The organism is Binatus sp. (SeqCode) (assembly GCF_049584895.1).
In the GTDB taxonomy this organism is placed as follows: domain Bacteria; phylum Desulfobacterota; class Binatia; order Binatales; family Binataceae; genus Binatus.
The window spans coordinates 55,635-76,702 of record NZ_JBAUYR010000030.1 but is presented as its reverse complement, the minus strand read 5'-3'; the positions used below and the strand labels follow the sequence as shown (position 1 = coordinate 76,702).

At 57.6% G+C, this 21,068-nt stretch carries 19 protein-coding genes; 8 read left to right on the top strand and 11 right to left on the bottom strand.

Annotated elements, in window-relative coordinates:
* Window positions 1-23: 23 nt before the first annotated feature.
* The 5 genes from WB650_RS05335 to WB650_RS05315 all read left to right on the top strand — a co-directional run bounded on the left by WB650_RS05335 (window position 24) and on the right by WB650_RS05315 (window position 5,095).
* The gene (locus WB650_RS05335) at window positions 24-1,205 is read left to right on the top strand and encodes an acyl-CoA dehydrogenase family protein (protein WP_422303798.1); all 1,182 of its coding nucleotides are present in this window, start codon (window positions 24-26) and stop codon (window positions 1,203-1,205) included.
* 6 nt (window positions 1,206-1,211) lie between these two features.
* Window positions 1,212-2,351 carry an acyl-CoA dehydrogenase family protein gene (locus WB650_RS05330; protein ID WP_422303797.1) on the top strand — a complete coding sequence of 380 codons (1,140 nt, stop codon included), beginning with the start codon at window positions 1,212-1,214 and terminating at the stop codon, window positions 2,349-2,351.
* 34 nt (window positions 2,352-2,385) lie between these two features.
* The gene (locus tag WB650_RS05325; protein ID WP_422303796.1) at window positions 2,386-3,201 is read left to right on the top strand and encodes a DUF1932 domain-containing protein; all 816 of its coding nucleotides are present in this window, start codon (window positions 2,386-2,388) and stop codon (window positions 3,199-3,201) included.
* 173 nt (window positions 3,202-3,374) lie between these two features.
* Window positions 3,375-4,307, top strand: a complete 933-nt coding sequence (locus tag WB650_RS05320; RefSeq protein WP_422303795.1) for a hypothetical protein — start codon at window positions 3,375-3,377, stop codon at window positions 4,305-4,307.
* 65 nt (window positions 4,308-4,372) lie between these two features.
* A complete protein-coding gene (locus WB650_RS05315; protein ID WP_422303794.1) occupies window positions 4,373-5,095 on the top strand; it encodes a DUF4410 domain-containing protein in 723 nt (240 codons plus the stop codon).
* A gap of 91 nt (window positions 5,096-5,186) precedes the next feature.
* Here the strand turns inward: WB650_RS05315 and WB650_RS05310 are convergent, their stop codons facing one another.
* Complete coding sequence (locus WB650_RS05310) at window positions 5,187-6,662, bottom strand: PLP-dependent aminotransferase family protein (RefSeq protein ID WP_422303793.1); 1,476 nt, start codon at window positions 6,660-6,662, stop codon at window positions 5,187-5,189.
* Window positions 6,663-6,787: 125 nt separating this feature from the next.
* On the opposite strand from WB650_RS05310, the gene WB650_RS05305 reads away from it, so the two are divergent.
* The 3 genes from WB650_RS05305 to WB650_RS05295 are packed head-to-tail and all read left to right on the top strand — an operon-like array spanning window position 6,788 to window position 8,674.
* Window positions 6,788-7,201 carry a PaaI family thioesterase gene (locus WB650_RS05305; protein WP_422303792.1) on the top strand — a complete coding sequence of 138 codons (414 nt, stop codon included), beginning with the start codon at window positions 6,788-6,790 and terminating at the stop codon, window positions 7,199-7,201.
* Window positions 7,202-7,234: 33 nt separating this feature from the next.
* Window positions 7,235-8,047: a glutathione S-transferase family protein gene (locus WB650_RS05300; protein WP_422303791.1), complete on the top strand. Its 813-nt coding sequence runs from the start codon at window positions 7,235-7,237 to the stop codon at window positions 8,045-8,047.
* A gap of 9 nt (window positions 8,048-8,056) precedes the next feature.
* The gene (locus WB650_RS05295) at window positions 8,057-8,674 is read left to right on the top strand and encodes an alpha/beta fold hydrolase (protein WP_422303790.1); all 618 of its coding nucleotides are present in this window, start codon (window positions 8,057-8,059) and stop codon (window positions 8,672-8,674) included.
* Window positions 8,675-8,680: 6 nt separating this feature from the next.
* Here WB650_RS05295 and WB650_RS05290 read toward each other — a convergent pair whose 3' ends face one another.
* From WB650_RS05290 to WB650_RS05245, 10 genes are all read right to left on the bottom strand, one after another.
* Window positions 8,681-9,046 carry a hypothetical protein gene (locus WB650_RS05290; protein WP_422303789.1) on the bottom strand — a complete coding sequence of 122 codons (366 nt, stop codon included), beginning with the start codon at window positions 9,044-9,046 and terminating at the stop codon, window positions 8,681-8,683.
* An 11-nt stretch (window positions 9,047-9,057) separates the two neighbouring features.
* Window positions 9,058-9,444, bottom strand: coding sequence for a hypothetical protein (locus tag WB650_RS05285; RefSeq protein WP_422303788.1), 387 nt, complete (start codon window positions 9,442-9,444; stop codon window positions 9,058-9,060).
* 217 nt (window positions 9,445-9,661) lie between these two features.
* The gene (locus WB650_RS05280; protein WP_423959678.1) at window positions 9,662-10,828 is read right to left on the bottom strand and encodes a hypothetical protein; all 1,167 of its coding nucleotides are present in this window, start codon (window positions 10,826-10,828) and stop codon (window positions 9,662-9,664) included.
* Between the two features lie 63 nt (window positions 10,829-10,891).
* Window positions 10,892-15,274 carry a G8 domain-containing protein gene (locus tag WB650_RS05275; protein ID WP_422303786.1) on the bottom strand — a complete coding sequence of 1,461 codons (4,383 nt, stop codon included), beginning with the start codon at window positions 15,272-15,274 and terminating at the stop codon, window positions 10,892-10,894.
* Window positions 15,275-15,501: 227 nt separating this feature from the next.
* Window positions 15,502-16,020, bottom strand: a complete 519-nt coding sequence (locus WB650_RS05270; protein WP_422303785.1) for a hypothetical protein — start codon at window positions 16,018-16,020, stop codon at window positions 15,502-15,504.
* Window position 16,021: 1 nt separating this feature from the next.
* Window positions 16,022-16,777, bottom strand: a complete 756-nt coding sequence (locus WB650_RS05265; RefSeq protein ID WP_422303784.1) for a hypothetical protein — start codon at window positions 16,775-16,777, stop codon at window positions 16,022-16,024.
* 30 nt (window positions 16,778-16,807) lie between these two features.
* Window positions 16,808-17,650 carry a hypothetical protein gene (locus tag WB650_RS05260; RefSeq protein WP_423959675.1) on the bottom strand — a complete coding sequence of 281 codons (843 nt, stop codon included), beginning with the start codon at window positions 17,648-17,650 and terminating at the stop codon, window positions 16,808-16,810.
* Window positions 17,647-18,462, bottom strand: coding sequence for a potassium channel family protein (locus tag WB650_RS05255; protein ID WP_422303782.1), 816 nt, complete (start codon window positions 18,460-18,462; stop codon window positions 17,647-17,649). Before WB650_RS05255 ends, WB650_RS05260 begins: the two co-directional genes overlap by 4 nt.
* A gap of 10 nt (window positions 18,463-18,472) precedes the next feature.
* A complete protein-coding gene (locus WB650_RS05250; protein ID WP_422303800.1) occupies window positions 18,473-19,399 on the bottom strand; it encodes a DUF2950 domain-containing protein in 927 nt (308 codons plus the stop codon).
* Between the two features lie 30 nt (window positions 19,400-19,429).
* Complete coding sequence (locus WB650_RS05245; RefSeq protein ID WP_423959673.1) at window positions 19,430-21,040, bottom strand: DUF3300 domain-containing protein; 1,611 nt, start codon at window positions 21,038-21,040, stop codon at window positions 19,430-19,432.
* Window positions 21,041-21,068: the final 28 nt, after the last annotated feature.

The window sequence follows — 21,068 nt, the reverse complement described above, 5'->3', positions numbered from 1 at the left end:
ACCGATTAACAGCTGATGTAGCTATGGAAAATCTTGAAAATTTTCGGAAAGAGACGCGTGCGTGGCTGGAGGCGAATTGTCCTCCAGAAATGCGGCGGCCGGCGCAGACCGAGGAAGACACTTGCTGGGGCGGACGGCATTGGAAATTTCAATCCGACGCGCAGCGGCAATGGCTCGAGCGCATGGGCCAGAAGGGCTGGACAGTGCCGGAATGGCCGCGTGAGTATGGCGGCGGCGGACTCTCGCGCGACGAGGCGAAAATTCTGCGCCAGGAAATGCGCGCGCTCAACTGTCGCTCGCCGCTCGACAGCTTCGGCATCTGGATGCTCGGGCCGGCGCTGTTGAAGTACGGGTCTGAAGAACAGAAGCGCGAGCATCTGCCGAAAATTGCGCGCGGTGAAATTCGATGGTGCCAGGGATACTCCGAACCGGGATCGGGATCCGACCTGGCGTCGCTGCAAACGCGCGCGGAAGACAAGGGCGATCAGTTCCTCGTCAATGGATCGAAAATTTGGACCTCATACGCGGATAAGGCCGACTGGATTTTTTGCCTGGTGCGCACCGATCCGAACGCGCCGAAGCACGAGGGCATCAGCTTTATCCTGTTCGACATGGAAAGCGCAGGCGTCTCGACCAAGCCGATCACTTTGATCTCAGGTGCGTCGCCGTTCTGCCAGACTTTCTTCGACGACGTGCTGGTGCCCAAGGCGAACCTCGTCGGCAAGCTCAACAAAGGATGGGACATCGCGAAGTACCTGCTGACGCATGAGCGCGACATGATCGGCGGGATGGGCAGCACGTCGGAAAACCGATCGCTCGGCCAGATTGCGACCGACACGGTCGGCACCGACAACGGCGTGCTCTCGGACACCGTGCTGCGCGGGCAGATCGCCGCGTTCGAGATCGACGCGCTCGCTTTTCGACTGACGATGGATCGCGCGGGCGACATGGCTAAAGTCGGGCAGGCTCATCCCGCGGTATCGTCGTTGCTGAAGTACTACGGCACCGAACTCAACAAGCGGCGGATGGAGTTGGTGATGTCGGCCGGCGGCACGGACGCGCTGGAATGGGAAGGCGAGCGGTCGCGTGAAGGCCGCACGGCGCGCGCATGGCTGCGCTCGAAGGCGAACTCGATCGAAGGCGGGACCAGCGAGGTTCAGCTCAACATCATTGCAAAGCGCATCCTGGGCCTGCCTGGTGCGTAGCCGCTGATGGCGCTAGTTCTTAACGACGAACAGACGATGCTGCGCGACAACGCGCGCGGCTTTTTGGCCAGGAATGCGCCGATCGCTCATCTGCGCGCGCTCCGCGACAATCGCGACGCAGACGGATTCTCACGCGCGCTCTGGAAAACCTTTGTCGAGATGGGCTGGGCCGGGATTCTAGTCCCGCAGGACTACGGCGGCCTGGGACTCGGTCATGTCGAGGCGGGAGTCGTGGCAGAGGAGCTGGGCCGTACGCTCACGCCCTCCCCTTTTCTCTCGACGGCAGTTCTCGCTGCGACTGCGATCGCTCGAGCTGGCACCGACAAGCAGAAAGAAAATTACCTGCCGAAAATTGTGGCCGGCGAATTGATCGCCACGTTGGCGTTCGACGAAACCGCAAAGCATCATCCTGAGAAAACCGCGATGCCCGCGGCTCGCGCCGGCAATGGCTTCAAGCTTGGCGGCGCCAAGACTTTCGTGATCGATGGCCACGTCGCGAACCTTCTGATAGTGGCCGCTCGCACTGCTGGTAACCCCGGCGATACCGCCGGCATCACGCTGTTTCTGGTTGACGCGAACGCGCCGGGAGTTCGCGCCGAGCGTACTGCGACCGTGGACACCCACAATGCCGCGCGGATCACGTTCGAGAACGTGAACGTCAGCGCCGACAACGTGCTCGGCAAGGTTGACGCGGGTTGGGACGTGCTCGAAGGCGTGCTGAATGTCGGCCGAGCCGTGGTGGCGTCGGAGATGGTCGGCGCCAGCGAGGAAGCCTTCAGCCGCACGGTCGCTTACTTGAAAGAGCGCAAGCAATTCGGCAAAGCGATCGGCGAATTCCAGACGTTGCAGCATCGCGCGGCGCATCTCTACTGCGAACTCGAGGTTACGCGCGCGGCTGTGCTCAAGTCGCTGCAGACCCTCGACGATTCTTACGACCACGCCGGCGCGATCGTGTCGGTGGCAAAGGCGCGTGCCGGCCTGAGCGCCACGCTCGCGGTGCAGGAAGCAGTGCAGATGCATGGCGGGATCGGGATGACCGACGAATTCGACATCGGCTTGTTTATGAAACGGGTTCGCGTATGCCAGGAACTATTCGGCGATTCGAACTTTCACGCCGATCGCCTGGCGCGCATCAACCGCTACTGAAATTCCGCAAATAAAATTTGCAAGGGGTGCTCCGATGAGCGATCGAGACTCCGTGACGGTTGCGATCGTCGGCGCCGGTGAGATGGGCGCCGCGGTAGGCCGCAGGCTGCGTGAATCCGGTGCGCGCGTGGTGACATCGATCGCCGGGCGCAGCGCGGAAAGCGTCGCGCGCGTTCGTAGTGCCGGCCTCGAGGTGGTCAACGACGACGATTCGCTTGTGCGCGATGCGAGCTTCGTGCTTTCGATTGTTCCGCCTGGCGTCGCCGTCGAAGTCGCCGAACGTCTTCGCGCTCCAATCAGCCGCGCGAAAGCACCCCCGGTCTTTGTCGAATGCAACGCGATTTCGCCAGCGACTTGCCGTCGCATCTGCAAACTGTTCGATGCCACAAACTTCATCGATGCCGGCATCATCGGCGGACCGCCCGTCGCCGGCACTCAAGATCCCGCAAAGGGTCCTCGCTTTTACGCATCAGGCCGCGACGCTTATCTGATGACGCGGCTCGCCAGCTTTGGTCTCGACGTAGCGATTCTCGACGGGCCCGTTGGCGCCGCGTCCGGCTTGAAGCTGTCCTACGCAGGGCTGACCAAGGGCTTCACCGCACTATGCGCGACGATGCTCGGCGCGGCAGAACGCGAGGGACTGAATGATGCGCTGCGGGCTGAACTCGCGCGCAGTCAGCCGAATTACCTCAAGCAGCTTGATCGCTTCGTTCCCGCGATGCGTCCGAAGGCGTCCCGATTTGTTGACGAGATGCGGCAGATCGCTGAGTTCGTCGGCAGTCCCGATGACGGCGCCACGATCTACGAAGGCGCCGCCCTGCTCTACCAGCGTATCGCCCGGTCGTCCTGACGCTATACCGCTTCGCAAACAGCAATAGGACTCGTCCAAAACAGGGCAAGCGATAGATTTCCGTTGGAATCTGTCGACGGCAGGTTGCGTTTTTATTGATCTAAAGGACAACAGCCAAGGGATCGGATCGATGCTACAGGTACTCCAACCGAGAGTTAAGTTGGATAGATGTTGTGAGCTGTCTGGAAAAAGGGATCCTCGAATCCGGTTGCAGCCGTGAAGGCTATAGCCAGCCGGGCAAAGGATGCATCATCGCTTCCTTCAGTGTGTTGCTACTAATCCTCTTCTTTAGCTCGTCGCCCGGCTTAGCCCAGCAAACCGCATCGGCGAGTACAGCGGATGATGAAGCAGCGTTAGCTGAGAGGGAATACGATCCAACCGCCAGTCTGACGCAGTTTAAAATCCAGGACATCTATACTCCTTCGGAATACGGCACTAATGCTCAGCCGAACACGCTGCAACTTCGGCCACTCCTGGCCGTTCGGCCGCAATTGTTTACGCCGCTCGAACAACTGATACGGCCGTCGATCCAGATCGTCACGGTTCCTCGCAACAAAGGCGCGACAACAACCACAGCGCTCGACGACTTCCAACTTCTGGACCTGTTCGTGATGCCCTGGCCGAACGAACAAGAGACCCGCTTCCGTTGGGGCGTCGGACCCTACTTCGTATTTCCGACCTCGACCAGTCAATACACCGGGCGTGGGGCATGGCAGATTGGGCCCGCCTGGGCTTTCTCTTACCGGAAAATTCCTGGATTGAATATCGCGGGGTTATTCCAGCAGGCTACATCGTTTGCGTATTCGTCGTCGCACTCGGTACCTGTCAGTTCGCTCCAGATTCAACCAATGCTCTCCTATCAGCTAGGGCGAGGATGGTATGTGAAGTCGAGTGATGCGACCTGGACAATCAACTGGCGTCATAAGACCTCGACGCAGATGCCGCTTAGTGCGGGATTTGGGAAAGTTTGGAAATTCGGCGCGGGTTACGCTATCGACACATCATTCTCCACCGAGTGGATGGTCTATAGGCAGTTTTCGACTCAAACCGAACAATTCGCGTTGAGATTTCAAATGAACCTGCTATTGCCACAATTGCAACTGTGATTGGAATTGATCGAGAAGAGAAAGTTAGAAAGGATCCAACGTCAATCGAAAAGAGAGGAAACAATATGCCATCTACTATTCTTAAAGGAACATTAGCGCTGTTGAGCCTCGCGGCGATTGGTTGTGCGGGGGCTCAGGTTACCCAGCAAAGCTCCGCTGCCCCGATCACTGCGACACCGCCAACCGCGGTAGTTGTTTATCCGTTTGCCGTAGACTCATCCGATGTATCGCTTAACTCCAGCATTTTTCAGGTGGCCTACAGGAACATGTCCGGCGAAGACGAGAGCGCCGAACAAATCCAGCTGGCTCACCAGACGGCACAGAATATCTGTGTTCAGGTCGCGGCAAACCTCACTCAGAAGGGCATCACTACTACTTGCTTGCAGCGTGGAGTGCCGCCTGCGGGCAGCAACGTGCTGGTGCTGGATGGCCAGTTCACGGACATAAGTGAAGGAAACCGGCTTCGCAGGATGGTCATCGGGCTGGGCGCGGGAGCTTCCAAAGTGGACACAGTGGTGCAGGTTATTCAAAAGACGCCACAAGGTTCGAGCGAGTTGCTGGACTTCGCCACGAGCGCTGATAGCGGTTACATGCCCGGAGCTGGAATCACTGGACCGGCAGGCGCAGCGGCGGGTGGAGCGGCAGCGGCGGCTTCGCTTGGTGTGAACATAGCAGCGGGAGGCGTGAAGAACGTTACGTCGTCAACTGGCTACCTGGTCAATAAGACGACCGACCAGATCGTTCAACAGATGGTGAATTACTACAATCGACAAGGATGGTCGTCCTAGGGAGTGCCCTGATCTAGGCCCTAAAGGTCGTCGTGGATAGGTAGTCGACGATAACCTAAGGACTGACTATGGCTCAGAAGAGTAGCCACTCTTAGAGAGAGTTGACGATAGCAGCGAAGCGGCGGATGCCTTCGGCGATTTGTTTTTCAGGCATTGACGCATAGCCGAGCAGGAGTCCTATCTGCTTTGGCGGGCTCAGATAGAACGGCTCTACGGAGTACACGCCGACGCCGGCGCGTGCCGCACGCATTCGCAACTCGCGCGATCTCGAGGCCGGCAAGTCGCGCAGCCACAGCATCAGATGAAGGCCGGCATTGATTCCTGATACTTGTGCGCGGCTGCCGAGATGGCGCTCTATCGCTTCAAGCATCGCGGCGCGACGACTAGCATTGCGGGTTCGTGTGCGATGTAAATGCCGTTCGAAATGCCCCTCGCGAATAAAATTGACCAGCGCGGCTTGCGCGAGACTCGGTCCGCCTGTGTCCATCAGCGCTTTGACTGAGCGGATCGGCTCGACCAGGCGCTCGGGGAGAATCATGTATCCCAGCCGTAGGGAAGGAAACATCACTTTCGAAAACGTCGCGGCGTAAAGCACGCATCCGCTGTCATCGAGTGCGGCGAGCGCCTCGATCGGCCGGCCGGAATAGCGGTACTCGCTGTCGTAGTCGTCCTCGAAGATGCAAGCACCGGCGCGCCGCGCCCACGCGAGCAGCTCGAGCCGCCGCGCGAGTGGCATCACGGCGCCGGTCGGAAACTGATGCGACGGTGTCACGATGGCGAGACGGCTGAGCGTGCGGCGCTGAGCGAGTTCCGCGGTGCGCAGGCCGTGATCGTCCACCGCCATGGTTTCAATTTTCGCGCCGGCTGCTTTCATCACCGTGCGGGCGCCGCGATAGTGCGGTTCTTCCATCAGCACGACATCGCCTGGATCGACGAGCACGCGCGCGGCCAGGTCGAGGGCCTGCTGTGAGCCGTTGACGACGAGGATCTGATCAGGAGTGCACGCGATCGCTCGGGCACGTCCGGCGTATTCGGCGATCGCCTCGCGCAACGCGGGCAATCCCTCGGGCGTACCGTAGTCGAGATCGCGAATCGTCACACGGCGCGCTCGACGCGCCACGATGCGGCACCAGGTCTCATGCGGAAAATCGGTGAACGATGGCGGACCGTATCGGAAATCATAGGGCAGCACGTCGCGCCGCGGCGCCCACGTGAACTGCACGCCATGCGAGGCCTCGAGCACGCGGCGCGCGTATGCCGACAGATGGACGGGTGCGGCAGTTCGCGCGGCAACGGGACGGCGTCGAGCGGCGACGGTCGTGAGATGGCGCGGCAGTTCGCGCGCGACGAAAGTACCAGAGCCCTTGCGAGCTGTCAGGTAACCTTCGTCGAGTAGTTGGCGGTAAGCCATTATCGCGACGTTGCGCGAGACGCCGAGTTCGCGGGCGAGGTCACGGGTGGCAGGCACACGCGCTGCCGCGGCCAATCGTCCGCCGAGAATCTGACCTCTGAGGGCACGGTAGACCTGATCATATAAAGCGCCGTCCGCATCGAGCTTCAGAAACATCCGACCACCTCCGGAAAGTGACCGTACTACGCGTCTGCTGACGGCGAAAGTGGATCCTTTGATACTTCTTAAAGTGGCACCATCGATAGTCCACTCGTATTCGACTCCGAGTGCATGATTGACGCATGGATGCAATCGAACAACTCAATCGCGACATGCTGCCCTTCGCGAAGCTGCTCGGAATCAGGTTCGTCACGGCGACGCCTGAATGCGTGATGGGTGAGATGAAGGTTCGCGAGGACATGTGCACGCGGCCCGCGATTCTGCATGGCGGCGCGATGATGGCGCTGGCAGACACGCTCGGCGGCTGCGCGACCTCGTTGAATCTGCGCGATGGTGCGATGACCACCACGATCGAATCGAAGACCAACTTTATCGGTCCGGCGATGGTTGGCACGACCGTGCGGGCGGAGTGCGTCGCGATTCATCGCGGCCGGCGCACAATGGTCTGGCAGACGCGGGTGACTTCGGAAAACGGAAAGCTGCTCGCGGTAGTCACGCAAACGCAGATGGTGCTACCGGGCGAGCCTCAAAAGTGATCTCAAACATTTCGCATGGAATGGAGGAAGGCAATGAAGCTCTACTATTCTCCTCTGAGCGTCTACAGCGCCAAATCGCGGATCGCGATGTTCGAGAAGGCGATCGCGCATGAAACCCGGCTGGTGAACTGGACGCCGGGCACGGGATGGATCAAGCCGGAGGAACTGCCGCGGCTTAATCCCAAGGCACAGATCCCGGTGCTGGTCGACGGCGACGCGGTAGTTCCCGATTCGACGGTCATTCTGGAATACCTCGATGAGCGCTTTCCGAAGCCCGCGCTGTTTCCCAGTGGTGCGGTCGAGCGCGCGCGATGCCGGGTACTCGAGGATCTCGGCGATACGTTGATTGCGCCGAACCTTGGCGTGCTAGTTCGCGAAGTGCTGTTGAAGCCGGATGCGTCGACGCGAGATCGCGACGCAGTCGCGCAGACAAAGGCGGAGCTCGCGCGTCAGTATCAACGACTCGATCGCGAGCTGGGCAGGCTCGAATACCTATGCGGCGAATTCAGCGTCGCCGACATTTCATGCTTCTCGCCAATCAACATCGCGTCGTTGATGGAGGGCGCACCTTCGCCGGAGTTCAGCAATGTGGTGAGCTGGTTCTCGCGAATGAGCAAGCGGCCGAGCGTCGCGCGCTACCTGGCAGAGTTTTCCGAAGCGACCGCACCGCTGAGAGCATCGACGCCGGCCGCGTCCGCGCACGGATACCGGTTCGACGGGCATCGCATAGAAGAAAGTAGGAGTGAGCGAGCGGGAGCCAACAGCAGTCTCGCTCACTCCGTTCTCGGCACATACTCAAAAAAACAGACCGATTGGGTTTGCGCGGCAGCTGCGAGCGTTCGATGATTCAACGTCATGGCGGCTCAGCTGGTAGATGGACCAAAGGCGGCGGCGAAGACATTTTTGTTTGCGCATGGCGCCGGAGCGCCGATGGATTCGCGATTCATGCAACTCGTCGCGGACGGAGTGGCGGCGTCAGGGGTTCGGGTGGTTCGGTTCGAATTTCCGTACATGCAGCGTCGGCGGGAAACTGGCAAGCGAGGAGCACCAGATCAGCCGCGAGTCCTGATGCAATCGTTTCGCGACGCGATCGAGGAAGCCGGCGGGAGTGGCAAGCTCGTGATCGGCGGAAAGTCGATGGGCGGCAGGATCGCGAGCATGGTTGCGGATGACGCGGGCGTGCTCGGACTGGTCTGCCTCGGCTATCCATTTCATCCGCCGGGCAGGCTTGAGAAGACGCGAACCAGCCATCTCGAAAGTTTGCGGACTCCCGCCTTAATCCTCCAGGGAACGCGCGACAGCTTTGGCAGCGGGGAAGACGTCCGCGGCTACAAGCTATCGAAGGCGATCCGAATCGAGTGGATCGAAGACGGAGATCACTCCTTCAAGCCGCGCGCACGCAGCGGCCGCACCGAGGCCGACAACGTTCGCGCGGCTATAGCGCTCGTCGCTGAGTTCATAGCCCGAGCATAAAGACGGCTAGTTCTTCTCGGTGTGATCGGCTCTGGAATGCGACGTTTCAGTACGCGCCACAGCGCTATCACGATTGGCTACTCCGGCGTGCTGGTCGCTGATGTGATCTTCACGACGGTCGCGATTCGCGTCAGCTCGTACTCCGTTTTGGTAGCCAGTGTTATATGAATTTCCATAGCTTCGTTGATACGAGTAGCCATTGTTGTAGCCACGATAGGGATAGGCGCTTCCGTAACTACTGTAGCCGCTATTGTAGCCGTAGGGATTGTTGGAATATCCGGAGCCGCCGCCGCCGTAGCATCCTGCGGCGACAGTCGCGATCAGGATTCCACCGAACGTCAATGCGATTTTTCGATAGTTAGTCGTTTTCATATTTTTCTTCCTTAGGATTGGCGAGTGTTCTTGACGGACGCTTCAGATTTTATCGAAGCTTTTACCTTTTCGTTCTTAGCGGCCCGCACTGCTACGGCACCCAGACGATCTGATCCGCTGTCGCCGTAGTGCCGTCCGTGGAATCGGTCGGAATCACCGATCTGACCGCGAGTCCTGGCGTAGTTTTCAGTCCACTCGGGATGATGCGAGGTGACCCAGTCGTGCCGGTGCTGAAGCCACCAACTGGCGTCGTGCCATTGCTGTTGGTTGTCATAGTCGCCCCATGACTTTTGCCATGAAGTTGCTGCGGCGGGTGCAGCGAATGTCAGAAGCATCGCACCAGCGATGGTGAACGCGGCAAGAGTGTTCCGGATTGGATGGAAACGAGGTCGTCCCATTGGGGTCTCCCTCAAGCCTTGCTGTCTTATCGTTGATGTTGGTCTAGCAGAGCGTGGTCAAAGGCGAGCAGAAGGGCCACAGGTCGGGCTGGATCAAAGTCGGGCTCGATTCGTTTTTCGATTCCGACAAGGGACAGGCTACGCCCTTTGCTCGAACGGTGTCAAATTAGCGGCGCTAATTAGCTAGTGAGTATACAAAGTGAGTATCCAGTTAGTACTAGGGAATCGGGCCGAAGGTCAGCAGTGCAGGTTGATGGATGTTAGTCCCGAAGATGTCGGAATCAAGGAACACCGCGGGCGACGGGTTGCCCGAGCTCGCCAATTGCGCTGGCGTGAACTCTGCGAGGCTGCCGGCGTTGTCGCTCTCGAGATTGGCAACCCACAGATTTCCAGCAGGATCGAAGGCAAGACCTTCGGGAAAATCGAGACTCAGGGCGATCCCGTCCAGCGTCACCACTGCGGTCGCGGTGATTGTCACCTTCGGAGTCGGAGTGCCGCTCATGGCCAAATCGGCGGCGGCAAACTCGAGCAATTTACCGGTCGCATCGGAGAGCCAGAGATTGCCCGATCCGTCGAAGACAATGGCTCGGGGGTCACCGAAACTCGAGGACGAGATTATGATATCGGGATTAACCTGGCCTGAATGACCCAGGGCCGTGGCGAGGGTAGCTGCTTTGTAGGCCAGAACTTGCTGGTTCTGGTTCTCGACGATCCAAAGATTCGCACTGGCGTCGAAGGCGATGCTCGTGGGGCTGCTGAAGGACGTCGAAGTTATTGTGGTGTTTGGAGTTAGAGCGCCACCTACGGCGAGTTGCGCGGGACTGTAGCTCACCAGGTTAGGGATCAACCGGTTAGTGATCCACAAATTGCCGGCCGCATCGAATTGCGCGCCCCATGGGCAGTTAAGAATCGTGAAAGAGCCGTCGTCGAGCAGGGTCGTGTTGGGGTCCGGCGCGCTGTTGCTGCCGAGGTTCGCCAACTGCGCGGCGGTGAACTCGGCGATGGCGCCAGTACCCAATGTAAAATCGGAGCAATTAGTGACCCAGAGATTCTGCGAGCTGTCGAAGGCCAACCCGGCCGGCAGAAGCAGAAACGCGCTTTCATTGGAGAATTGCGGAGATGGGTTACCGCTTACGGCGCGCGCGGGCGGATCGAATTCGTTCACCGATGGTCCGAAGAGATTCGGTACCCACAAGCCATCAGTTTTAGCAGGAGTCGAAGTGGGAGTAGCGGTTGGTGCGATAGTCGCAGTAGCAGTCTCAGTCTGAGTCGGCGTCGGTGCGATGGTCGGCGCCACTGTGGGCGTCGGCTTCGGACCATGATTGGGTGAGCTATTGCTACTTGAGTTGCATCCACCAAGAGCGAGGGCGAGAGCTACAGCCATCGCAAGGACACTCGACCACAAACGCGAAAAGCGACTTCCCCAATTTTCCATTCGTTACCGCCCTTAGTTCGTGTCGTCAGGAGCGGTTGTGTCCGGACTACTACTTGAATCATCGGGGCCAGCGCCAGTCGGACTAGTGCAGAAGGTTGATGCATTGGTCGAGGAGTAGTTACAAGTTGAACTATTGGTCGTCGGAGTCCAGTTGACGTCGTAGGGTGACTTTGCCGGCAGCATTGGCTTGGTCAAGCACGCGACACTCTGCGGTACCGGGCTCGGAGGGTTGTCACTGGTCACGAAATTATCCGAGAGCTTGACTCCAAATCCGTAGCAACCGCCCTGGGGACAGCCGACATCCTCGGTGCCCCAGTGGCAAATGCCGTTAGTCTTGGTGCATTCGGCGGCTTGAAAAGTTGAAGTCGGGGGCGAGAATATTGAGGTGGCGCATTGACAGTTGTCCTGATCCATCTCCGGTTTGTCGATCCATTGGCAGAAGGTCGCCGGTTGGCATTGGTTTTTCTGCTCGGCGGAGTATTGGGTCGCGAAGTTCGGAAACTTACTCATGTCCATAGTTACCGTCAGGACACCCGTGGTCGAGTCGTAGCTCGCTAGATCCTGCGGAAAGGCCTGTGGCGGCTGAAACTCATAAGAGCTGGGCAGCTGTACACGCGTCAGCCAGAGCTGATCCATCTTCGTCTTATCGAAGCCCGTTCCGACGTATATGTCATAGGTCTGCTTGGTCGTTGACTTGGCAAAGAGCAGGAACACGTAATACTTGCCGCCCTTGTGGAAGACGCTGTACAACTTAATATTCTTTTGTGGTGGATTGATGGCCTGCTGCGCCGCCAGGCTTGAGCTGGTATCGATGTAGTACTTTCCGTTATTGACCGTAAGACTGCTCCTCTGGAAGGTGGCTTGGCCCATGAGCCGAATTGGAACTCCCATGGGAGAAGTCTCGATCTCGCCGGGAATTAAATTTTCCCTGTACAGAGGGACTCCGTAGCAATTTTGATTGGTACAATCTGCGTTCCAAGGTGAAAGAGAGCCTGCCACGTTCTCGGCGGTGCACTTTCCTCCCGAGGCAGCGCAGTTTGGAAACACGACGGTGGTCACATAGTCATAGGGACTGGTAACCGCTGTGCCCGCGTAGAGTTTTGGATTGGTTACAGAGTTCGAAGGAGTTACGTTTATGTCAGACAAGCACTCCGGAGTTTGAAGGGGCGCATTGAAAAACGGGTCCTGGTTGACTGAAACCGATCCTACGAGCCCGGTCTGCGCTTCGGGACCAATAAGACCGGTCAAAGTGCCGTCGTCGTCATTGAGCTCGGTCTGCCGATCGATATCAGTAAAACCGGTGAACATCGATGGGTCATAGGTACAATATCTCGCTCTGGATTGGACAGGATCGCTTACAAACAGGTTGCCTGGCTTGAATAACGGCTCGATGACGAAGTGGCGAATATCGACGTTGTTGAAAAAAAGGTTGTCCGAGTGGAAAGCAGGCGGGTAGTAGAACCCGTTTGGTTGTTTCCACGCGATCGCGGCGTTGGGCAGATAGCAGACCTTGTTGACTGGGTCATACGGCATCCCCAACATCTTGCCGGCCTGCGAATAATGGCTATTGGCGCAATTGTGGTCGGGGGATGGGTCTGTGGTGGGTTGCGGGTTGCATCCTTTGATTGGATCGTTAGGAAGATTCGCGCGCGTGATATCGAGATAGGCGTTGGAATCTTCGTAAGCGGGACCGTCATAGATGCTGAACATGCGTTGGTTGTTAGCGAAAGTGGCTAGCGCGAACGAAATGCCATCGTTCGCATCGAGACAATAGTTGCCGGGCTTGCCGATTCCAACTGCCTCCGCGCAGGTGAGCCCGGTCGCCGGATTGAAGGGCCCGACGTTCGAGGAAAACTTGTTAGCCGCGGGATCCTGGGTATTGCCTATGAAGACGTCCTTGCGGGCGAGGGCCCAATGTCCGTTGATGGCATCGGATTTGGTGTAGCCGCCTCCGGTCACGAAGGTAATTCCACCGTTCTGCACATCGGTAAGGGCGCTGTTAATGAACAAGTACCACAATGGCCGCAGCCAGATTGCAGCGAAGTTAGTCGCCTGCCAATTGAACGAGCTGGTGTAGTGGTCGATGTTTGTGATTACGCAATTCGACTCATCCTGGGTGCTACATATTTTTTGCTTACTGCAATCTCCGGTGCCAGTACACCTGGTTGGAAAACGTCCGCCACCGCCGACGTGCGGATAGTAGTTGTCGGTGGTGAATCCATTCTTGTCAGGAGGCATGTCCTTTGAGGATGGCGCCAGATTGTAGTCGGGCGACGAAGGCACCGCGGCTGACTGGTTCAAAACCGGAAACGCCGCATTGTCTCTGTTCGGTCCGATTTGAACTCCATTACAAGCCGTCGTATTTGCTACGGTTAGAAATGAAGACATGGCCGAGACGCAACTGTTGCCGGTAAAGATTTGCAGCGGCGTGGTACCGCCGTCTGTGTCCTTGTCGGGCAACTGTTGCTCGGATGCGTAGGAGGTCCAGTTCATGCTCCGCGATCCGCCGCTGTTGATACCCGGCAGCAGCCAGTAGCAGACACCGCAGGTGCCCGCGCCGTCAGCCATGTTGTTCTCGAAGTCGTTCCAGCCGTTCATGATCCAGAACACGGTCGGATGGTCCCAATCCGTATGGTAGGGGACCACGTCGTCCGAAGGACCAGTCTGCAGAGGGCCTCCGTTCTCGGGAGGGCGCTGGATGATTGGATAGTCGGGAGCGGCCAGTATGCCCGGGACGTTACGCGGATTCTGGGGGTTGGTGACCGCGGCGCGCGCAAAAATCCCTATGTTGGCATATAGCTTGTTGTCGGTCTCGGTGCCATCTTCCAGGTAGTAGCCGTGACCGATCGAGGCATAACCAACGTTGCGCGCCATCAACACGCCCTGGGTAGCGTGTAGGACGTACCATCGAGTCATCGAATCCCAAACGGAGTTGTCCTTCAAAAAGGTAGCGGTTATTCCGGTCGAGGGAACCTTGCGCGCCATGTGGAAATGGACCGGGTAGTGACCGATCTTTCCACCCTGCCCCATCTGGTAGAACTCGACTCCCTGGATCTGAACCTCCTTGAAGCCCTGGCGGATTACCATGTGACCGCCGAACCAGTAGCCCTGGGTGGCGGGAGTTATCGGCGGCGTCGGCGCAGCAGGAAAAGGAGTTCCTATGGTGTCGTCATCTGAAACGATACGAATGCTGCGGGTCAGCAGCGCTACCGACGCACGAGTGTCGACCGAGGTCCAGCCAGTTGGCGCCTGTCCACCAGTGACCTTGCTAAGACTGTAAACTGAGGCGTTGTGAGGAAAATTCAGCGCCGGCGCAAAGGTCATCTTTCCTGGACACTTCATGGGATCATTGACGCAGCTGAGCTTCACCTGCTCGGCATGGCCGGGCAAGTAGTCGGTCGAGCCGATGACGATGTTGTCGTTCATCTGCCAATCAACCGGTTTCGACAATACCAGCGTGTTGGCGCCGGGTTGCAGCACACCCTTGTTGCACTGCTTGGTGGGATCACTGACGCTCGGATTGCAGTTGTTCAGGCGAACCCAACTGGTGCCGGTATTGGTCGGGTCAACAGTGGTGTCGTAGGTCGCGCCTTTTTTTCCGTAGAGCTGAAGGGTTGCGCCATAGCCGACGCCCAGCACCTTGTAGCCGTAGTAGCCGCAGTTTCCGTCCTTGGCAGAACACATCCCAGTGCCGCCGGTAGTCTTGCCGTAGTCGAAGGGCATCGGGTCGTATTGGTAGAAGCAGTCGTCGACACCGCTGTCTCCAATGTTCTTTGTGCTCGTACAACTGCCCGGGTACATCTTCATGGACATGTTGGATTGCCATATGCCGCTGGGTACGCCGCAGCTCGCGTCGGTTTTGCAACTTGCGCCAACGCCGCCCGGCCCTTGATTTGCACCGTAAAGGTGAATCGTGAGCGGCCCGGTGATTGGCGTTATGTTTCCGGCGTTGTCGACGCTGCCTGCGCGCATCGTGCCCTGGTTCTCGATGATGATATTGGCGGCGTTGAGGGTGATATTCGCGTCGCTGAACTGCAGAATTCCGCCTTTGAGGACGTTGATGTTGTGGTACATGTACGTACCGGCGTTGACGACGCAGGTTCCATTCTGCACCACGAGGTCGACGTTGGCGGTGCCGGGTCCGAGTGGGTCGCCGTTGGGATCCGGGCATGTCGCGTCGCTTCCGGTTTGGAATGTCTGATCGCGATGGGACGAAAGGGAGGTGTCACTCGCAAACGCGAGGCATTCGGGAACCGACGCGCGATTCGACGAAAAGGAGGCTCCGGAGGCAGAAACTGCACAGATGAAGCCGAAAAAAGAGACGATCGCAACTGAAACGAATTGAGCAATTCCGCGTTGACGCAATTTAAGCCAACGGGTCGAAACCCATGCCATCTTTTGAACAACCCCCGAAATAATGTATCGGAGTGATTTGTACCATCGTTAAATGCAGAACGCCACCCCAAAAGTGATCGGAGATGCAAAAATTTCGTCAAGACAGGGAAATTCAAACCAATACGAACAGTTGCGCAATACAGTAGAGCGATAAGAATTGCGCTTGTATCGGGGCGGGATTTTACCTGCGTAATCAGGAGTTGAGCGACTCGATTACTTTGCCGATTTTAAGGCTTATCAAAAAACAGGGACCAGACGGCGCCTTCGCCCATTCGCTCGTTTATTTCAGACCACACGAAATAAATCGCGAATATGAGAGTTACTCCCAAGACCCACGCGAAGAACCGATAGATATTTGCCTGGTCGATCATTTGCCGGACCGCCCCGTCGAAGCTGCGTGACCGGTGAAGGGCCTCGAGAAACCTCTCCAAGTACCCCAACAATAGCGTTCCGAATCCGTACAGGAGCGTCTTAATGGCTACCGCTACAATCTTGCGATAGCGCTCAAGAACGTGTCCGATGTGCGTTTCATCGATTATCAGGACCGCCTTGGCGGCGAACAGCGCACCGACTACAGCCTTGGAAAATGCGGTTATCGGGATGGAGAATTGCGCAACCGCCAGTTTGATGATCAAGAACTGAAGTAGAAACGCGACCAGAAAAAATATGAATACCGGGCGGGCCGCGACGAACTCGCGATGTAGCCATTTGCCGGTTGTCACGATGCTTTGTGGTACGGCGCTCATACTACTTGCCGATACTGGCCAAGGCGTTGCGCAGCGGAGCGCTGGAAATCTGAATCACCCCGCCAAATGGCCGGTCCAACTCCATGATCAGGAAGATCGCGCCCGAAACCGACAGCGCACACAGGAATAGAGTTACCACAACGGTCGCGTTGCGTGGCGCGAAAAGCCCGAAGCTCAGGAAAATAACAGTCACCCAGAAAATCAGCAACACGAGAAAGGGCATCGGGATCGAGCGGCCGCCCTGCTCGAAGAGCAACAAACGCGCTTGCCCAATCCCTATGCTCAAAGTAATGGCTTGGGCTTGGAGCGCGTGCTGTACCTCGTTTTGCGGAGTCAGTTCCTGGATCTTGTCGAAAAATAATTCTCCGCTCGCAGTGGTAGGCCCTAACTTCGCAGTCTGGACCGGGTCGTTGGGCCACATTCGATCGATCATGCCGGCGACGGAGAGCTTGAGAAGATCGCGAGCTTCTTTCGTCTCTGGGCCGTAGTGCTCGAGCACGCGATCGAGCAGGATGACATTGGCGGCAACTTGCGTCACTTCGTTTCTCTGAGTGTCGTAAGAACCTTTGGCCGAGTTAGTCAGTAGGGCCAGGACCAGGGCGGACATCGTCGCAATCAGTCCCATCCCTAGCTTGATTACGTCCTTGGATTCCGCGTTCAGATGATGCTCAGGCAGAAGGGTGTGGATAGTCATCCCGAGCATCGCGCCTCCAAAGACGCACACCAGCACGATGCAACCGACGTCTATTGGGTTCACGAGTATTTGTTTCTAGCTTCAACGCCCATGCTAGCGCACCAGCGAACTCCAGAAATTAGGATACAGCAGCGCGAATCCAAATGTGATTGCGTACCTCGGAGCAGGGCCGTCCCCTGATACGTTCCAAGCTGGTTCGACGAAGGCGTTCACGTACTGTCGGCCAATTTTGAAGACCCAACCAATACCCGCGTCGATCGGCAACTGCTGCTTGTTGGTCACCCAGTCGAAAATCATTTGCGGCTCGGATCGGAGAAACCAGCCATGACCTAACTGGTAGGTAATAAAAGGTTGAAGGAACAATGCGTTCGCGTCTGGAAACTTCGGATCTCCCGCGAATGCGATCGGATTTTGTGCGAGCACTCCAAAAAGCCAATTGCGCGGTGCGTACGCCGCAGCCGCCGCGGGTCCAATCTGCCATTTGCCTTGACCGGAGCTAAGTTCGTTGGCGGTGGGGAAGACAAAGGTGGGGCCGATTCCAAAGAGCAGGCTGTGGCCTGCATCAAGGATTGCGAGATCGACAAAGCGGATGTCGCCGAAACCGGTCGACGAGCCCAGGGGAAGCGGAAGGGTGACTGCCGCGGGAATCGTTAACAGCGACAATTGTGGAAATGGCAGGAACCGATATTGCGGCAGTGGCATGCCGATGGCGATCGAAAAGAAATTGCCTTGACCCCGCAGTGCGCCCTGAAAAGCCGGCGCATATGCGTCCTGCAGCCGAATCTGGAAGAGACTCGAAATCGGAGCGTTCGCCTGATTCACCAGCTCCGACTGGCTAAGAGCCGGCGCACTTCCACCGTCAGCTCGCACGACACGCACTTCTATAGCTATGGCCAGCAGGCAGGCCAGGATCCGTACAACTGCGCGGGCCCTCATCGCCCTTCTGTGCCGGAGTCGATGGCCTTTTGTGTGGCGCCCTGACTTGGCGACTGAGTCATCTGCATTCCCACCAGCCGTGCGACCAAAATCGCCAGGTAGAACTGTCCGGCGATTCCTTCCGCGACTGCCGCGTAGCGGGCTTGAATAGTCACTGGAGTGATATCGCCAAAGCCGACAGTGGACAAGGTCGTCAGGCTGAAGTAACCGAAAATCGGGAAAAGATGCTGGAACTCAGTCGTCCTGACTTGGGCTCCGGTCACGATGCCTGAAAAGGCTTCCGGATGCCTCTGGTATATGAATGCGTACAGAAGCGCCCAGGCAAAGCCGAATAACAAATAGACTGAAACCGCCATGCAAATGGTTTCTCCGGTCACCGCTCTTTGCCTCAGAACGCTGCGCAACTGACTGGCCGCGATGAACACGACGAATAGAAACCAGATAATAGTACCCGCCATGTCCAGCATGGGATTGTGCACAAATATTGTCGCTATACGTTCCAATCCGGCTGCTATCGCGAGCATCCAACCCAATAGTCGCCGATGTTTGGCTTGAGTCAGCAGAAGACCTCTTTCACCGACCAGCTCATCGACGTTGATGTTATAAAGGGCCACCAGCAGGAGAACTACGAGCGCGATGCTAAACAGTAAAAAACCCGCACCTGTGTCGCCGATCAAAGGGCGCGCTACAAACGCAGTGATGAGTGCATATAGCAGGGCGCTATGTCGGTGCGGCGCGAATCGACGATGGACTTCCTCTCGAAGCTGAGCAAAAAGGCTGGCCTCGATCGGCTTGTGTCTTTGGCGCGCCATCGCTACTGGCCTATTCGTCCACTTCCTGCCAGGTCTTGTCTGGATTGTATTGAGTCGTTTTACCAGCCAACGTGGCGGTGTCCGGCCCAAGGTCTTTTTGAACAATGACACCGTCCTGGTTGATCATGAATGTCATCACACCTGATGCGCGATACTCGGCGGGATAGGCGATGAACGCAAATCCATTGGTCATCTTACCGTCGACTAGATACTTCTTTGCGCCGCCCGGAGCATTCCTGCCCTGCCCTTCCAATACTTTGTAGTAGTAGCCGTGGAACGGGACAGGATTTCCGCCACTGTCTTTCTTGTAACCCTCTGCTGATGCGGTCGCGACGAGTGGTCCTATAGGACTTTCGGGCTGACCCTCGGCAGCTTCCCAATACAAGCCATTCTGCTTCCCGGGATCGCTCAGGATTTTCTGCGCGAACTGACCTTCGCTGCCATCGTGCTCTTGGCTGGCATATTCCGATTGTGCCTTAGCGAGGTCTTCGAGCACTTTTATAGTGAACAGCTCGTTTCGACCTATCCGTCGGAAGAGTAGCTCCTCCTTGCCTGCGGCCGTGTCGAAAATCCAACCGCTATCCTTCTTTACCAGTGGGATTGGAACCGGCCAGTTCCCGGCGCCGACATAAAGGATGACGCGTCCTTGATCGTCGTATTCGAGCCGGTGCATTTCCTGGTAGCGGCGCGCAAATTCCTCACGCGCATTCTTGTCGGCGACTGGATCTCCCGAAGATAGGATCTGATCCGCGTCGGGACCCAATATGGAGCTCAATGTTTTCGTGTCGTCCGCTTTGTCAGCGGCGACCAGAGCGCTGGCCGCAGCATCCGGTGACGGAAAGACTTTCTGCGTGGAGGTCTCATCTGCTGACGCGAATGGCGTCAGTAACAAGCACCCCAAAAGAAGAACGGATACAGCGAGGAATCTGAATCTCATCGTAATAATTTTATTCGTCATTGGAATTCCTCATTTCCCCTTTTTCCCGCCGCCGCGATTCCCGCCGCCGTTTCCGCCGCCACCTCCACGATTAGCATTGCCGCCGCCTCCGCGATTGGCATTGCCGCCGCCTTTTCCGCCTCCGCCTGCGGGTTTCTGGTTCCCCTTGAAGCTGGATTGCCCGCGGTCACTGGATGCTCGTGCATTTCCGCCGGGCTCATATCCGCCTAGGGCGCTATTGCGGCCGCCCGTGCTGCCGTTGTCCTTCGCAAAGCCTCGGGCTGGATCTGCCGCGCGATTGGCGGGTCTGGTAGCAGGCAGATTAGCAGCAGTGAGATTGGCCGGCCGATTTCCAACGGCAGGATTTGCGGGCCGATTTCCAGCGGCGGGATTTGCAGGCTGATTAGGACGATTCTTCGCGAGTTCCTTATTTTTCAGATTAGATCCACCTGGATTGTTGGGAAGCGTGCTCGCTTTAGGAAAGTTAGGTTTCGCGATCTCCGGGTTCGCCGGTCTCGCGGTTTTCTTGTCGTACGGCCGGGTCGCGGGAATTCCCGGATTGTTAGGATTGTTGATTCCGCCGCCACCATTGTAAGCAGGCCTGGTCGCCGGATAAGGCGCCGGTCGTGCCGGGTATCCTGGACGAGGATAGTTTCCATTGGGCGGACGATACGCGGGCGGCCGGTAACCTCCGCCTCCAGCAGGATATCGTCCGGGGTACACGTTGTTGTTGGTCACATAGACATTATTGTTGTACTTGACCGAGCTGTGGTAGCCGCTGCCGCCCCCATACCAATTGCAGCCCCAGTTATTGTTACCGTTGTTGATCAGCGAACCGAGCAAAATTCCCGCTCCAAAGGACAAGGCACCAGTGAGAAGCAAATCACTCCCCGTATATCCCGCAGGCGCCGGGACTGGTGCTCCGTAGGCTGTCGTTGGATTGTACTGAGGGACATAGACCGTATTCGGCTGGGCCGGCTGAATGATCACGGTCTGCTGCACTGAGGGTTGTGCGCTACCTTGTGCGGCTGCAGGAGCAGGCTGGACTTCAACTTTCTGTTGGTCAGTGGACTTAAGCGTTCCCGCGGCCATCGCCATGTTGCGGAGGGTCTGGATCGCATTCATTACGTCGGCGGGCTGATTGTAGTATGCCTCGCCGAGGTCTGAGGTCCACGCCAGGTTGTCGTTCATGGTTTGCAGCACGGTAGGAAACTGAGTCAGCGACTTTATGCTGGGATCCCATGCTTGCTGATTAACCTGGTTCGCCAACTGATCGCCAGTCAGGTTAGGGTTCTGCTTCATCCAACGATCGGCTTCCACCACCTGAGTCGGATAGGTTGAGCCGGCAAGGATCTGCGCAACCAGAACGTCAGGGTATAGCGCGATCGGGGAGACCAACTCCTGCAAGTCCTGCGCTGTCGCTGCTCCTGGGGGAGGACCGGGTTCAGCAGCCGCAGCAGGAGGAGGCGGAGCGGGCGCGGCGGTCGGAGCGATGCTCGGCTGCGCTTGAGTCGAAGGCGCAGCGGCAGGTTGCTCATCGCCTCGCGAACAACCGGTGATCACCGGCGAGGTCGACATCAGGACTGCCGCGGCAAGTATCAACGGCAAAGATCGACCCCTGGGACGAGATAGTAGTTTCATTCTGCTCATGAGATCAGTTTTTCCTTCA

What these genes read in the sequence shown, in the direction of transcription:
- WB650_RS05290 (WP_422303789.1), bottom strand. Translation starts at nt 9,046, where the DNA reads ATGAAAACGACTAACTATCGAAAAATCGCATTGACGTTCGGTGGAATC.
- WB650_RS05305 (WP_422303792.1), top strand. Translation starts at nt 6,788, where the DNA reads ATGGATGCAATCGAACAACTCAATCGCGACATGCTGCCCTTCGCGAAG.
- WB650_RS05310 (WP_422303793.1), bottom strand. Translation starts at nt 6,662, where the DNA reads ATGTTTCTGAAGCTCGATGCGGACGGCGCTTTATATGATCAGGTCTAC.
- WB650_RS05280 (WP_423959678.1), bottom strand. Translation starts at nt 10,828, where the DNA reads ATGGCTGTAGCTCTCGCCCTCGCTCTTGGTGGATGCAACTCAAGTAGC.
- WB650_RS05335 (WP_422303798.1), top strand. Translation starts at nt 24, where the DNA reads ATGGAAAATCTTGAAAATTTTCGGAAAGAGACGCGTGCGTGGCTGGAG.
- WB650_RS05315 (WP_422303794.1), top strand. Translation starts at nt 4,373, where the DNA reads ATGCCATCTACTATTCTTAAAGGAACATTAGCGCTGTTGAGCCTCGCG.
- WB650_RS05325 (WP_422303796.1), top strand. Translation starts at nt 2,386, where the DNA reads ATGAGCGATCGAGACTCCGTGACGGTTGCGATCGTCGGCGCCGGTGAG.
- WB650_RS05300 (WP_422303791.1), top strand. Translation starts at nt 7,235, where the DNA reads ATGAAGCTCTACTATTCTCCTCTGAGCGTCTACAGCGCCAAATCGCGG.
- WB650_RS05295 (WP_422303790.1), top strand. Translation starts at nt 8,057, where the DNA reads ATGGCGGCTCAGCTGGTAGATGGACCAAAGGCGGCGGCGAAGACATTT.
- WB650_RS05330 (WP_422303797.1), top strand. Translation starts at nt 1,212, where the DNA reads ATGGCGCTAGTTCTTAACGACGAACAGACGATGCTGCGCGACAACGCG.
- WB650_RS05285 (WP_422303788.1), bottom strand. Translation starts at nt 9,444, where the DNA reads ATGGGACGACCTCGTTTCCATCCAATCCGGAACACTCTTGCCGCGTTC.
- WB650_RS05245 (WP_423959673.1), bottom strand. Translation starts at nt 21,040, where the DNA reads ATGAAACTACTATCTCGTCCCAGGGGTCGATCTTTGCCGTTGATACTT.
- WB650_RS05270 (WP_422303785.1), bottom strand. Translation starts at nt 16,020, where the DNA reads ATGAGCGCCGTACCACAAAGCATCGTGACAACCGGCAAATGGCTACAT.
- WB650_RS05255 (WP_422303782.1), bottom strand. Translation starts at nt 18,462, where the DNA reads ATGGCGCGCCAAAGACACAAGCCGATCGAGGCCAGCCTTTTTGCTCAG.
- WB650_RS05250 (WP_422303800.1), bottom strand. Translation starts at nt 19,399, where the DNA reads ATGAGATTCAGATTCCTCGCTGTATCCGTTCTTCTTTTGGGGTGCTTG.
- WB650_RS05275 (WP_422303786.1), bottom strand. Translation starts at nt 15,274, where the DNA reads ATGGCATGGGTTTCGACCCGTTGGCTTAAATTGCGTCAACGCGGAATT.
- WB650_RS05260 (WP_423959675.1), bottom strand. Translation starts at nt 17,650, where the DNA reads ATGAGGGCCCGCGCAGTTGTACGGATCCTGGCCTGCCTGCTGGCCATA.